Raw genomic sequence first — 13,712 nt, 5'->3', positions numbered from 1 at the left:
CATCAGTTTCTATTAATGAACTATCGGACTATCAGGATCTGGAAAAGCTTATAGAGGTAGAAATAAAAGGTTTTCCGGAAAAAATGCGCCATGCATACCTGCTTAAACATGCTCATCATTCCACATCTGAAATAGCAGAAAAACTAAACCTTGCTGAGCAGACGGTTTCAAATCATATTTGTGAAGCAATGAGAAGGATCAGGAAGAGGTTAAGTGAAAAATTCCCCGAGCGACTGATTAATTAATACAAACTTAACAATTTCTCAAAGTAGATTCGAGTGTTTGAAGTTACTTATAAGAAAGAGCAGAAGTTTGGAATCAGAGCAGTTTAAAAAAATACTAGAACGTTATGTCAGCGGAATGGCAAGTGACGACGAAAAGCAAATCGTCGAGAATTGGTATGCTTCATACGATGATGAAGCTGCTATGCAAGAGTTTTCTGAATCTGGTAAAGAAGAAATCATTAAGGCTGAAATGGAAAATGCTATTTTAGCCAAGAGGGATAATTTTTCAAATACAAAAGTATCGTTATTTAAACATTACTATAAGTATGCTGCAGTATTGGCTTTAATTATACCCGCACTCTTTTTTGGCAGAAAATTCTTAAAGCCATCAAATGACTTTAAGAAATCTGTAGAAAACGAAGTATTTAGCGTAGTGGAGACTAAAAACGGAGAATACAAAAAGATAATCCTTGCAGATCAATCTGTCATTCAAATGAATCCCAGAACAAAACTGCGGATACCAGCTAAATACGTGCTGAATTCTTCAGGTGAGCCGGTTTATTCCGATAGGTCAATTTTTTTAGATGAAGGAGAAGCTTTTTTTGAAGTTACTAAGGATGCTAAACACCCATTTGTAGTTTATACCAAACAAATTAAAACACGTGTATTGGGTACTAAGTTTGCCGTGAGTACGCAACCGAAAGCCATAACCGAGGTAAGTGTTACTGAAGGAAAAGTGGAGGTGAGCGATAGTAAAAACGTGTTTGATCGTTTGCTCCCTGGCAAACGTTTACACTATAATTCGAAAACAAGTAAATGGAAAACAAGTGATTTTGCTACGCGTGAGCATAACGCATGGTTTGAACAGGTAACAGATCTGGACCATGCTTCGTTTGCAGAATTGGCAAAAGTTATGAAAATTAATTATGGTATAATTCTAAAAGGCAGCAGGACCGCTACTTCAAGTTACTTATATAATATACAAATACGGTCTGCACGTTCACTTGATCAGACTATGAAAATAATTTGTTCAGTACATCAAAATAAATATAGGAGGATAGGAAATGAAATAGTGATATACTAAAAATAAAAAACCGGATCTGAAGCAGATCCGGATTGATAAATTCAACAGGAAGTAGTTTGAGACCCTCTACCTGTTGGATCTTGTAGAATCTTATTTATCAATAAAATAACAAATATATGAAAAAACATTTACTGCTTTTGCAGAAGATTATGCGTTATACACTGCTTATCTACGCCTTTATAATCGCCAGTACGCAAATATTATTTGCAGACAATTCCAGTGGCCAGGTTTTAAATAAAAGAGTCAATATTACCTTTAAAAATGAAAATCTGCTTATTGCGATAGAAAAGCTGCAAATGAAAAGCGGAGTCGATTTTGCCTACGACCCGGCATACCTAAAACTTAAAAGATGATTCAGAACCCAGGAGAAAGATTTTAGTAACGAAAAAATAGAAGAAATTTTAAAATCTATTTTTGACGAAACGGGTCTTACTTTCCGCGAAGAGGTGAAAGGAACCATCACCTTAATTAAAAATGAAGATCCCGGTAAAATTACCGGTAAAATTGTTGACGAAAAAGGCGAGCCACTCCCTGGAGCGAGCATCAAAATTCTAGAACTAAATACAGGAGTGCAGAGTAAGGTTGATGGTACTTATAGTATTAATGTTGCACCGGGTGTTTACACACTTGTAGTTAGTTTTGTGTCTTACGGCTCATCTACACAGAGCAGGGTTGTGGTAAAACCCGGAGAAACAACAACACTAAATGTTTCACTTACTGCGCAAACAGGCACTTTAAATGAGGTATTGGTAGTTGGGTATGGCACACAGAAAAGAGAAAACCTTACGGGAGCTGTTGATCAGATCTCTTCGAAATCATTAGAGAACAGACCTGTGCCTAACCTTACACAAGGACTTCAAGGGCTGCTACCCAATCTGAACATCAAAATGATGGACGGAAAGCCAACGCAGTCACCGAGCTATAACATCAGGGGAACTACGTCTATTGGGCAGGGCGGAAGTGCATTGATTCTGATTGATGGTTTTGAAGGAGATCCAAGTTTGCTGAACCCAAATGATGTAGAAACAGTGTCTATTCTAAAGGATGCCGCCTCAGCAGCAATTTACGGTGCCAGGGGTGCGTTTGGTGTTGTGCTTATCACGACCAAAAGACCAGAAAAAGGCAGAACAACTGTGAACTTCTCTAGCAACTATGCTTTAAAGAACCCGTTACAAACGCCCGACTTTGTAACCGATGGATACACCTGGGCAAAAATGTTTGCCGAAGCATTTGTAAACGGAGATGGCTCTTTTCCTCAGAACGTTAATAAAACCCAGAAATTTTCTCAGGCTTACTTAGATGAGTTTAAAAGAAGAGCCGAATCGGGACAACCTTACAATGAAGTAGAGGTAAATCCAACAACAGGTGAGTATACTTATTACGGAAATACAGACTGGTATGGTCAATTGTACAAAAAAAATACAGTAGCTACAGAAAACAATTTGTCCATCAGTGGGAGTAGTGATAAAACCTCCTTTCTGGTTTCAGGTCGTTTTTTAGGGCAGGATGGACTTTTCAGGTATAACACTGATGACTACAACATGAAAAACATCCGTGCAAAGGGATCTGTACAGGTATTTCCATGGCTAACCATAGAAAACAATGCCGACTACTCTGTAATGAATTATCATAATCCTATTAACGTAGGAGAAGGCGGAGGAATCTGGAGGAACATTGCGGATGAGGGTCACCCGACTATGCCGATGTTTAACCCTGATGGTTCCATGACTTTTACTGCTGTATATACTGTAGGAGATTTCTATTATGGAAAGAACGGTATTGATACGAAAAGACAGGTTTTTAGGAATATCACCGGATTGAGATCCAATTTCTTTAATAATAAATTTAGGGTTAATGCTGATTTTACCTTCCGTAATACCAATAATGGTATTAACCAAAAACGCGTTCAGGTACCGTACAGTAATATAAAAGGGATTACTTCTTATGTAGGTACTACTACCAATGACCTTTTATTCGATAGAAGAGAAACACAATACCTGGCTGCAAATATCTATGGTGAGTTTGAAGACAAATTCGGCGACGATCATTATTTAAAAGTAATGGCCGGATATAACTATGAAGAATCTACCTACAAGAGACTCTCTACGCAGCGGAACGGGATCATTTTTGAAGATGCAACTGATTTAAATCTGGCACTCGGACAAGCAATTAATACATTAGGAGCTTATGAGCAATGGGCAATATTAGGTGGTTTTTCAAGATTGAACTATTCCTTTAAAGACCGTTACCTGTTAGAGGTAAATGCGCGCTATGATGGATCCTCAAAATTCCCTTCTGGTCAGCGTTACGGATTCTTCCCTTCGGTTTCAGCCGGATGGAGAGTTAATAAGGAATCTTTCTGGAATGTTTCAGATAAAATTATCTCAGACCTGAAAGTACGTGCATCTTATGGCTCATTGGGTAACGGAAATATAAATTCGTATGAATTTCAGGAGCTTTTTCTTGTCTCGCAGTCACCATTGGTACTGGGAGGTGTAAGGCCTCAAACCACTAAGCAACCTGGTGTGCTTCCAGACCAGATTACCTGGGAAACTTCTACTACCACCAACTTTGGTTTAGATCTGGCAATGTTGTCTAACCGTCTGACTTTCAGTGGCGACGCCTATGTTCGGAAAACTACTGATATGTTTACCGTAGGTTTAACAGCTCCTGCTGTTTTTGGAAATACTGTACCAAAAGGAAACTATGCAGATTTGACAACCAGAGGATGGGAAGCCTCAATATCATGGAACGACAGGATTGGTAATGCAGATAAACCTTTTAAATATAATGTTCGCTTAACCCTATCTGATAGCAAATCGAAGATTGATAAGTACAACAACCCCACTAAATTGCTTACAGATGTAGGAAATAACGGGACCGGTAAGGAGTATTACGAAGGCCAGACAATAGGAGAGATCTGGGGCTATGAAACAGAAGGTTTCTTTATAGATCAGGCTGATATTGATGCACATGCCAAGCAAAGCCCGCAAATGCGCGCCTCACCAACCAATATCTGGTATCCTGGCGACATCAAACTGAAAGATACCAATGGTGATGGTTTTGTGAATATTGGAGACAATACTGTGGACAAACCAGGCGATAGAAGAATTATAGGAAATTCTGCTCCAAGATATTTGTATAGCATAAGTCTTGGTGCCGACTGGAACAATTTCTTTTTCTCTACATTCTTCCAGGGTGTTGGTAAACAGCAATGGTACCCGAGTACAGAAACCGAAATGTTCTGGGGTCAGTACAACAGGCCATACAACAACATTCCTACTTTTCATGTGGGCAATATGTGGACACCTGAAAACACAAATGCTTATTTCCCAAGAACGATGTCGCGTGCGGCTTCCAGCAACACCAATAGGGAGCTTGGCGTAGCGCAAACTAAATACCTGCAGAATGTTGCTTATTTGAGGATGAAGAACCTTCAGATTGGTTACAATTTACCTGCAAAACTGATTTCACGTATTGGGGCGCGCTCAGCAAAAATATTTTTTTCAGGAGAGAACCTATTCACCTACTCGCCACTCTATAAAATTGTGAAAACCATAGATGTGGAGAACGCAGTACCCTCAGATCAGGATCTGAACTCAGGCAGTACCAACGGAGATGGTTACAACTATCCTTTGATGAAAAGCTATTCATTAGGCTTAAGCTTAGGGTTTTAACCGTTATTGATGAACATTATAAACAGATAATCATGAAAAAACAATATATATGGATACTACTGAGCTGCTTGTGTTTTACAGCCTGTAAGAAGCTTGATCAGGAACCTCAATCTACCCCAACAAATAAAGCTGTTTTTGGCAGTGAAAGTGGTCTGAAGCTCTATACCAACTCTTTTTATGCAATGGATTTCTTGCCTAAGAATTCCACCAGTCAGGATGCTGTTTCTGACTACCTGGCTGTAAAATCTGTTTCCGATTTTATAAGACCGGGGATATTCACTCCAAGCCAGAGTACGGGGTGGACATGGACAGACCTTAGAAACATCAATTACTTTATTGAAAATTGTAAAGATCCTTCTGTTCCTATTGATATTAGAAATAACTATCTGGGTATAGCCAGATATTTCAGGGCATATTTTTATATGGAGAAAGTGAAGAGATTTGGTGACGTACCATGGATTGGCAAACCGCTGAACATCAATGACCCTGCATTATACGCCGGTCGTGATAAAAGAACGCTGGTGATGGATTCTGTGCTAGCCGACCTTGATTTTGCCTGTGCTAACATCAAAGCAACTAACGATGCAACCCGCAGTACAGTTACCAAATGGGTGGCCTACGCTTATAAGTCCAGAATCTGTCTATTCGAAGGAACTTTCAGAAAATACCATACTGAACTTGGCCTGCAGTCTAGCGCATCTGCATGGCTTGAAAACGCTGCATCAACCGCAAAAGAGATTATGGATAAAGGAGGGTATTCAATCAACACAGCCGGAGGCCCGGGTGTTTCCTATCGTCAGGTATTTACCAGCACAGTCCCTGTTGCAAGTGAAGTACTACAGGCCGCTGTAAGTGACCTTACTTTAAATGTATTGAATGAGGCAAACTGGTGGTGGACCAGCGGTACATATGGTGCCAAAGCAAGTTTTACCAGAACATTTATCAATACATATTTGAATCTGGATGGAACTCCCTTTACCAACGACCCTGCTTATACCACTATGCTGTTTAAGGATGAAGTGAAAAACAGAGACCTTAGATTGAAACAGACCATCCGCTCTGGAAATTATAAAAGAATAAGTGGAGGTGTACAAATTCCTGCGCCTCCGGTATTCTCGTATACTTTTACCGGTTATCAACCGATAAAATGGACATTGGATGACATGTATTATGATGCCGGAGCACTTAATATTAACTCGATTGCATTATTCCGTTATGCTGAAGTGCTGTTAAACTATGCGGAAGCCAAAGCAGAACTTGGTACACTTACTAACGAAGATTGGGCTGCAACCGTTGGAGTACTTAGGGCAAGAGGCGGGATAACAGGTGGATTATCAGCAAAGCCAATAATTGCGGATCCGTACCTTATTGCTAACTATTTTCCTGGAATTACTGATCCATCTATTTTGGAAGTAAGGCGAGAAAGGGGGATTGAGCTTAGTCTTGAAGGTCTTCGCTACAGTGATATCTTAAGATGGAAAAGAGGCCCGCTTATGGATCAGGAATGGGACGGTTTTTATGTTCCTGCTTTGGTTACACCTATGGATCTTAATGAAGATGGCATACTTGACGTAGCTTTCTATCAAGGTGCAAAACCAAAACCTGAAGTTGCAGGAGTTACGTATGTGGACGTTTCAGCAACAATTGGCGGTAAAACAAATTCCCAGTTGCTCAAAAATGGTACTTTTGGAGAGCTAATCTGGATGAATGAAATAGTGAGGAAGTGGGATGATAAAATGTATTATTATCCAATTCCTCAGGCAGATTTACAAAAGAACCCTGCTCTTGGACAGAATCCAGGTTGGCAAGGCAACTAATTAGATTATAAAACAAATTAAATAGACATGAAAATAAGACAAATCATTCTTTCTATATTTTTGGTAGTAATGAGCGTTAGCGCTTTTGCTCAAAAATTCACTATTGGATCTTTTAATATTCGTTATGACAATGCCGGAGATGAAGGTAACAGATGGTCGCAAAGGGCTCCTGTAGCTGCAAATCTCTTACGTTTTCACGAATTCGATATCTTCGGTATTCAGGAAGGATTAAAGAATCAGGTTGACGACCTAAGTAAATTGTTGCCAGAGTATGCACATTACGGTTTAGGTCGCGATGATGGTAAAGACGCTGGTGAGCACTCCTCTATCTTTTACCGTCAGGATAAATTTAAGTTACTTGATAAAGGTGATTTTTGGTTGTCTGAAACGCCTGACAAACCAGGAAAAGGATGGGATGCTACTTGCTGTAATCGTATTTGTACCTGGGTACATCTTCAGGATATAAGCAGTGGTAAAAAGTTTTACTACTTTAATGCGCACTTTGATCATCAAGGTAAAATTGCACGTGTAGAAAGTGGAAAGCTAATTGTAAAAAAGATCAGCGAAATAGCAGGTGATGCCCCAGCTGTTTTTACCGGAGATTTGAATGGCGGTCAAAAGAGCGAATGGTATTTAACATTGGCCAATTCAGGTATTTTAACTGATACCTATACGCAGGTTAAACATCCATATGCAAATAATTCATCGTTTAATGCCTGGGGCAAAAGCGTAGATGGTTATGAAATTATAGACCATGTATTTGTTACTAAGGGTTTTAAAGCCGACAAATGGGGGATTCTTACCGATACTTATCATGGTAAGTTTGTTTCAGATCATTTCCCAATTCTGGTAAATGTAACATTAGTAAAATAATCTATTAACCACTAAGAGGCCATAACATTTTATAATGGTATGGCCTCTTTTTTGTTGGGTATTTTACTATGGTAAAAGACAATACAAGCAGATTTAGTAACAGAGTTGAAGACTATGTTAAATATCGCCCGGGATATCCGGTAGAGATCATCAATTTCCTTCAGTCTAAGTTTGGTTTATCTCCGGATAAAATTATTGCAGATATTGGAGCTGGCACAGGAATTTCTGCTGAACTATTTCTTAATTCAGGATATGAGGTTTTTGCTGTTGAACCAAATACGGAGATGAGAGAGAAGGCTATTGAACTTCTTGGACATCTTCCAGCATTTCATGCAGTAGATGGGACCGCGGAAAACACGAAGTTAGAAACCGATAGTATTGATGCTGTAGTAGCTGGCCAGGCCTTTCACTGGTTTGACAGGGATGCGGCGCGAGCTGAGTTTAGCAGGATATTAAAACCAAAGGGTTTAGTTGTACTTATCTGGAACGAAAGAAAAACTACATCTGCCTTTGAGGTTGCATATGATGAACTGATCATTAAGCATGGAAAGGACTATGTGAAGGTAGATCACAGAAATATTGATGAAATCAAAATCGGAGAATTCTATGCTCCAGAGTCTTTTTCCTATCATCTTTTTCAGAACAAACAGGTTTTTGATTTTTATGGATTGCAGGGGAGATTATTTTCATCCTCTTATATGCCTGCCAGAGGAGAAAATGGTTACGAAGCAATGGTTACAGACTTGAAACAGCTTTTTGAGGACTATAAAGAAGATAATTCAATTACCATTAATTACGATACCAAAGTATATATCGGTAAGGTTTGAAGTAATCATGTGGACTTCGGGTGCTGTCTCTCTGATTCTGACTTGCTTCTGAGTTAACCTAACACCAAAGCCAGACTTTCTTATGTTAATCTTAACCTTAGAACGAACATGAACTTAAGATTAACTGAAGAGGAACCGAAGTAATATACAAGAGGATGAAAAGGCACTACAGAGGCAGGACAGAACCAGATATAAGCCATCATGAAATTTCTAAAGCAATGGGGAGAGCAATCTTGCTGCTTTTTCCAATAATTTCTTGTACACAGGGCGTGAATTCCAATAAACAGGATTAATTTTTAATGCATCTTTCAAATCCCGGTAAAAAATATCGCTTAATTCCGTGGCAATTGGAGTATCGTAAACAATTGCATTTACTTCAAAGTTAAGATCGAAGCTTCTGAAATCCATATTAGCAGTACCAACCATAGCTATCTTTTTATCTGTAACCATTGTTTTTGCATGTACAAAACCTTTTTGATATTGATATATTTCTACACCGGCACTTAGTAGCTCACTATAATAGGATCTGGCGGCAGAGTTTACAAGTATAGAATCTGATACTCCTGGTACTAAAAGTTTAACAGAGATTCCACTTAGAGAGGCAATAATCAATGCATCCAATAAGCTTTCGCCAGGAATAAAGTAAGGGCTTGTTATGAGTATTTCGCTGGTTGCAAGATTGATGGCCTGAATGATAGAGAACAAGATGGTTGGTGATTCGGAGTCGGGGCCACTGGCCGCAATCTGAACAACTTTATTATCGTTTACTGTTTGCAGAGGCTTGGGAGGAAAAAAATCTGTATTGGGCTGAAGCAATTCATCTGCACAGAAATTCCAGTCGCATAAGAATAGGTATTGCAGATATTGTGCTCCCGGACCATCAATTCGGAGATGTGTATCACGCCAATAAAGTTTCTCTGATCCATTGTTAATATATCGGTCGCTAACATTTATGCCACCTACGAAAGCAGTAACGCCATCAATTACAATTATTTTACGGTGGTTCCGGTAATTGAGACGGTTGGCAAAAAGCATAAAATGCACTTTTAAGAAAGGAAAGGCTTCTACACCGTTCTCTACCAATCTTGGAACTAGCTTTTTGCGGATGCTGCGGCTTCCGAAATCATCATAAATAAAACGAACTGTAACCCCTTCCTTCGCTTTTTCAATCAAAGCTTGTTCAATTGCGTGGCCTATTTCATCATCCTCATAGATATAGTATTCAATATGGATATGGTGTTTTGCACTTTTAATTGCATTTAATACTTCCGGAAATTTTTGCTCACCATTGATCAGTAGTTTTAAAGCATTTTTTGAAGTTAATGGACTCATAGAATCCTTTAATATCATAAATGCCAATTCCTTGTTGCCAAGAACAGCATTGCCATTTTCCTTAAAAGTGAGCTCTGAATACTGAAGTATGTCGTGCCTGAATTTATTTGCCAGATCATCGTTGCCATAAAGTTTTTTGCTATACATTTTTCTGTGTCGGTAATTGATACCGAAAAAGAAATAGAAGAGCATCCCAAAAAAAGGGACAAATATGGCAAACAACAAATATGCGAGGCTTTTGGTTGTGCTTCTGGTATCGTATATAATGCGCAGACAAACAAAGATTAAAAGAACAACGTAAATGATTTCTGAAATCAGCAGCCAGTCCATAATAGTGATAAGCAGTTAAAACGAATAGATATGTAGTAAGTTAATAATTCCTGACCAATAAATAGATGAATAAATTATATTTACGGTAACAACACACAAGAACCAAACCTAAGAACCAAATAATGAAAACATTAACTCTTTTGGCGTTATTTTCTTTTTCTATTGCTATGCATGCCAGTGCGCAATTAGAAAAAACTGCATTTCAGACAGGTAGTGCCTGGAAACCCGAAATAGATGTACGGTCTGATATTGCAATTGTTTACGGGGCAAATGACAGGCAGGGTATGACGTTTCAGGAGCGCGTAAACTCATGGAGAGACCATGGCTACCAAACACACTTTATGACAGGGATAGCATGGGGGGAGTATCAGGACTATTTTTTAGGTAAATGGGATGGTAAAAATCATCAGGATATTGGCCAGGTAGAAAGAAATGGAAATGTGATTTGGCATGGGGGAGGTGTGCCCTACATAGTGCCCGTACAGTCTTTTCTTGAATATATGAAAACGGCTATCATTAAAAAGGTAATTGACGCCGGCATAACTTCCATTTATTTAGAGGAACCGGAATTTTGGGCAAGAGCAGGATATAGCGAGGTGTTTAAACAAGAGTGGAAAAAGTACTATGGTTTTGACTGGAGGCCACAACATGAGTCGGCAGAGAATACCTATTTATCAAACAAACTAAAGTACCATTTGTATTATGAGGCAATTAAGGATGTTTCCTCGTATGCCAAATCGTATGGTAAAACGAAAGGGTTAGCTATAAAAGTTTACATCGCCACGCATTCACTGGTTAACTATTCGTCATGGCAAATAGTTAGTCCGGAGGCGAGTTTGGCTTCTTTGCCAGGGATTGATGGATACATTGCCCAGGTGTGGACAGGGACATCCCGTGAGCCAACATATTTTGATGGACAGAGGAAAGAACGGGTATTTGAAAATGCCTTTCTTGAATATGGTTCTATGGTTTCTATGACGGCACCTACTGGTAGAAAAATGTTCTTCCTTACAGATCCTATTGAAGATTGGCCACGCGATTGGAGTGATTATAAGCTTAATTATCAGGCCACATTTACAGCTAAGTTGTTGTATCCAATGGTTAATAACTATGAAGTAATGCCATGGCCGGAACGTATTTATACCAGACCTTACAAGTTGGCGAACAGCAAAGAGGCGGTGTTAATTCCTAAGTATTATTCTACTCAGATGCAGGTGATGGTTAATGCGTTAAATGATATGCCACTGTCAGAAAATAAGGTTACAGGCAAAAATGGTATTGGTGTTTTGATGGGCAATAGTCTAATGTTCCAACGCTTTCCTGATCATAAGGGATATGAAGATCCACAGTTTTCTAACTTTTATGGCCAAACATTGCCATTGCTAAAAAAAGGAGTACCTGTACAAACAGTGCACATGGAGAATCTTTCTTTTAAGGGGACGCTTAAAGACATAAAGGTATTAATAGTTAGTTACTCAAACATGAAGCCTGTTTCGGCTGAGGTACATAAGTACATTGCAGATTGGGTTAAAGGTGGTGGTGTTCTGTTCTATTGTGGACGCGATGATGATCCTTATCAATCAGTTATGGAATGGTGGAATACGAAGGGCAATCAATTTAAAGTCCCTTCAGATCATTTGTTTAGCTTAATGAATGTAAAGCCGATTAAGAATAAAAAGGTATCGGTAGGTAAAGGGGCAGTTTATTTGATTAAACAAAATCCTAAAGAGTTTGTGTTAAATGCCAATTCGGCAAATACTTATCTTGACCTTGTTAAACATGCTTATGAATTTGATGCAAAAGCAGGGGAGCTATCCTTTAAAAACAATCTTTACTTGCAAAGAGGTCCGTATGATATTGTTTCCGTAATGGACGAATCTTTAAGTAATGAGCCATATAAAATTAAAGGTCCTGTTATAGATCTTTTTGATCCAAATCTTCCTGTACTTTCAGAGAAGGTGATTAAACCAGGGGAACAAGCCCTTTTATACAATATACTGCGTGTAAAAGATAAAACTAAGGCTATGGTTTTAGCTACAGCATCAAGGATATATGATGAAGTAAGGAATGGAAGAGCATATTCATTTATATGTAAAAGCCCTGCAAAAACGGTAAACAGTATTCGTGTTTTACTTCCCGCTAAGCCTGTAAAGTGTGCTGTTTTAAGCAATAATGGTGAGGAAATAGCCGATGTAAATACTTCATGGGATGAAAGCTCAAATACCCTTTATCTGGGTTTTAATAATAGTCCGGATGGGATAAAAGTAAACCTTACCTGGTAATTGGCAACTAACGCGCGAATATTTCAAACAACCTGCGATAAGCATTGTTGTTAAAATAAAAAAATCATGATCACACCAGAAAACAACATACCTCTTGATGATTCTGAAAATTCAGAAGCAGAGGATCAGCAAAGTCAAAAAGACATTCATTCAAATGGTTTGGATGATACCTTTGAAGAAGAGAAAGTAGAACAGCCGGAAATAGAATTGTTCGAGCAAGCCTCTAAGGCTTCAGAAGCATCTTATACTTTAGAGCCTGAAAAGGGAATAGCGCCGAAAAAGGAAGGTAAATGATGAAAGTTTTAATTCTACTTGTTGTCCTTATCTGCAGCGCAATTGTTGGTAGGGGGCAGGTAGCATCTGTAAACTCTATAATGAAGGAGGTTGAAAAAAGCTATCATGCAGGCGAATATGAGGCTACATTAATCCAATTGGAGCAGGCACAAAAAATAGCAAGGAAAATAACCCCTGCTATTTTGTATTGGAGGATTTTAGCACAAAAAGCCTTATTGCCTGGGGTTAAAGATCCGGCATTTTATACCAATATGAAGAAGTTTGAAGAGCTGGAAATGCTAAGGGAAAATTGTAATTTTTACTTGAAAAGTTATGGGGAATTGCCAGCTCTTAGTGAACAACGTAATAAAGTATATGAGGTGCAGCGGAGTTTGAAAGGCTATCCAGTGGCAAAAGTAGAGTTCGATGAGATTATGCACCTGAAGAATGCGGTGAAGTCGAATCATTAAGAGACAGCGTTTACTTTATTGCCAATTCCTGTTCTTCGTGAAGGAGGATGCTATCTCTAATTGAATTCAGTAAAGTCAGGTCTACTTTGCAGTCCAAACTTTGTCTGCAATGCCTGCGATCCTCTTTATCAATTTCAATTGTTCCAATTCTTTCCTGACGGTCATCATAGATCTGATATTGTTTGTTTTTGATCGCTTTTATATTTAAAAAGCGACCGAAGGGCTTATTATCAGCAACTTCAATTCTAAACTGTTCCATAATATTTTGGTTTAATGTACCCCCTTTAACAAACCAAACAAAAGATTGTTCCTGAAAAATAGCTGTTTTTGCATTAATTTTGTTGCTTAACCTGTTTATAATGATTTCATTAACCCGAACCACTTCTGATAATCCAGATTTCAAGTCATTAGTACTGCTACTCGATAAAGAACTAGCCATCCGCGATGGCGATGATCATGCGTTTTATTCTCAGTATAACAAAATAGTAAATATCAAAAATGTTGTAATTGCTTATGATAATGG

General features: G+C 38.6%; 12 protein-coding genes. 10 read left to right on the top strand and 2 right to left on the bottom strand.

What is annotated here, in order from left to right:
• The 7 genes from AC1DDX_RS13420 to AC1DDX_RS13390 form a co-directional block, all read left to right on the top strand.
• Window positions 1-245: sigma factor-like helix-turn-helix DNA-binding protein (locus tag AC1DDX_RS13420; protein ID WP_477622143.1), on the top strand; the 245-nt coding region annotated here is incomplete at its 5' end.
• Window positions 246-282: 37 nt separating this feature from the next.
• Window positions 283-1,308, top strand: coding sequence for a FecR family protein (locus tag AC1DDX_RS13415; protein WP_288882827.1), 1,026 nt, complete (start codon window positions 283-285; stop codon window positions 1,306-1,308).
• Between the two features lie 116 nt (window positions 1,309-1,424).
• Entirely contained in the window at window positions 1,425-1,661 is a 237-nt protein-coding gene (locus tag AC1DDX_RS13410; protein ID WP_477622142.1) for a hypothetical protein, read from the top strand.
• A gap of 93 nt (window positions 1,662-1,754) precedes the next feature.
• Window positions 1,755-4,985: a SusC/RagA family TonB-linked outer membrane protein gene (locus AC1DDX_RS13405; RefSeq protein ID WP_477622141.1), complete on the top strand. Its 3,231-nt coding sequence runs from the start codon at window positions 1,755-1,757 to the stop codon at window positions 4,983-4,985.
• 32 nt (window positions 4,986-5,017) lie between these two features.
• Window positions 5,018-6,802, top strand: a complete 1,785-nt coding sequence (locus AC1DDX_RS13400) for a RagB/SusD family nutrient uptake outer membrane protein (RefSeq protein WP_172660390.1) — start codon at window positions 5,018-5,020, stop codon at window positions 6,800-6,802.
• Window positions 6,803-6,829: 27 nt separating this feature from the next.
• Window positions 6,830-7,675 carry an endonuclease/exonuclease/phosphatase family protein gene (locus AC1DDX_RS13395; RefSeq protein ID WP_172660389.1) on the top strand — a complete coding sequence of 282 codons (846 nt, stop codon included), beginning with the start codon at window positions 6,830-6,832 and terminating at the stop codon, window positions 7,673-7,675.
• A gap of 68 nt (window positions 7,676-7,743) precedes the next feature.
• A complete protein-coding gene (locus AC1DDX_RS13390) occupies window positions 7,744-8,502 on the top strand; it encodes a class I SAM-dependent methyltransferase (protein ID WP_172660388.1) in 759 nt (252 codons plus the stop codon).
• 210 nt (window positions 8,503-8,712) lie between these two features.
• Here the strand turns inward: AC1DDX_RS13390 and cls are convergent, their stop codons facing one another.
• Window positions 8,713-10,164 carry a cardiolipin synthase gene (gene cls, locus AC1DDX_RS13385; protein ID WP_172660387.1) on the bottom strand — a complete coding sequence of 484 codons (1,452 nt, stop codon included), beginning with the start codon at window positions 10,162-10,164 and terminating at the stop codon, window positions 8,713-8,715.
• Between the two features lie 122 nt (window positions 10,165-10,286).
• Between cls and AC1DDX_RS13380 the strand changes: the two genes are divergently transcribed.
• The 3 genes from AC1DDX_RS13380 (at window position 10,287) to AC1DDX_RS13370 (ending at window position 13,189) form a co-directional block, all read left to right on the top strand.
• Window positions 10,287-12,446 carry a hypothetical protein gene (locus AC1DDX_RS13380; RefSeq protein WP_288882824.1) on the top strand — a complete coding sequence of 720 codons (2,160 nt, stop codon included), beginning with the start codon at window positions 10,287-10,289 and terminating at the stop codon, window positions 12,444-12,446.
• A 66-nt stretch (window positions 12,447-12,512) separates the two neighbouring features.
• Window positions 12,513-12,740 (top strand): hypothetical protein, encoded by a 228-nt coding sequence (locus tag AC1DDX_RS13375; protein ID WP_172660385.1) that lies wholly within the window; start codon window positions 12,513-12,515, stop codon window positions 12,738-12,740.
• The gene (locus tag AC1DDX_RS13370; RefSeq protein WP_288882823.1) at window positions 12,737-13,189 is read left to right on the top strand and encodes a hypothetical protein; all 453 of its coding nucleotides are present in this window, start codon (window positions 12,737-12,739) and stop codon (window positions 13,187-13,189) included. Before AC1DDX_RS13375 ends, AC1DDX_RS13370 begins: the two co-directional genes overlap by 4 nt.
• Before the next feature lie 10 nt (window positions 13,190-13,199).
• Here AC1DDX_RS13370 and AC1DDX_RS13365 read toward each other — a convergent pair whose 3' ends face one another.
• Window positions 13,200-13,448: a hypothetical protein gene (locus AC1DDX_RS13365; RefSeq protein WP_172660383.1), complete on the bottom strand. Its 249-nt coding sequence runs from the start codon at window positions 13,446-13,448 to the stop codon at window positions 13,200-13,202.
• Window positions 13,449-13,712: the final 264 nt, after the last annotated feature.

This window comes from Pedobacter sp. 10L46_2 (assembly GCF_056395165.1).
The sequence above is the reverse complement of the archived record's forward strand: the minus strand, read 5'-3'. Positions and strand labels throughout refer to the sequence as shown.

Bases quoted from the DNA above. Each gene is read 5' to 3' on its own strand.
- AC1DDX_RS13365 (WP_172660383.1), bottom strand. From the start codon at position 13,448: ATGGAACAGTTTAGAATTGAAGTTGCTGATAATAAGCCCTTCGGTCGC.
- AC1DDX_RS13380 (WP_288882824.1), top strand. From the start codon at position 10,287: ATGAAAACATTAACTCTTTTGGCGTTATTTTCTTTTTCTATTGCTATG.
- AC1DDX_RS13395 (WP_172660389.1), top strand. From the start codon at position 6,830: ATGAAAATAAGACAAATCATTCTTTCTATATTTTTGGTAGTAATGAGC.
- cls (WP_172660387.1), bottom strand. From the start codon at position 10,164: ATGGACTGGCTGCTGATTTCAGAAATCATTTACGTTGTTCTTTTAATC.
- AC1DDX_RS13410 (WP_477622142.1), top strand. From the start codon at position 1,425: ATGAAAAAACATTTACTGCTTTTGCAGAAGATTATGCGTTATACACTG.
- AC1DDX_RS13400 (WP_172660390.1), top strand. From the start codon at position 5,018: ATGAAAAAACAATATATATGGATACTACTGAGCTGCTTGTGTTTTACA.
- AC1DDX_RS13370 (WP_288882823.1), top strand. From the start codon at position 12,737: ATGATGAAAGTTTTAATTCTACTTGTTGTCCTTATCTGCAGCGCAATT.
- AC1DDX_RS13390 (WP_172660388.1), top strand. From the start codon at position 7,744: ATGGTAAAAGACAATACAAGCAGATTTAGTAACAGAGTTGAAGACTAT.
- AC1DDX_RS13375 (WP_172660385.1), top strand. From the start codon at position 12,513: ATGATCACACCAGAAAACAACATACCTCTTGATGATTCTGAAAATTCA.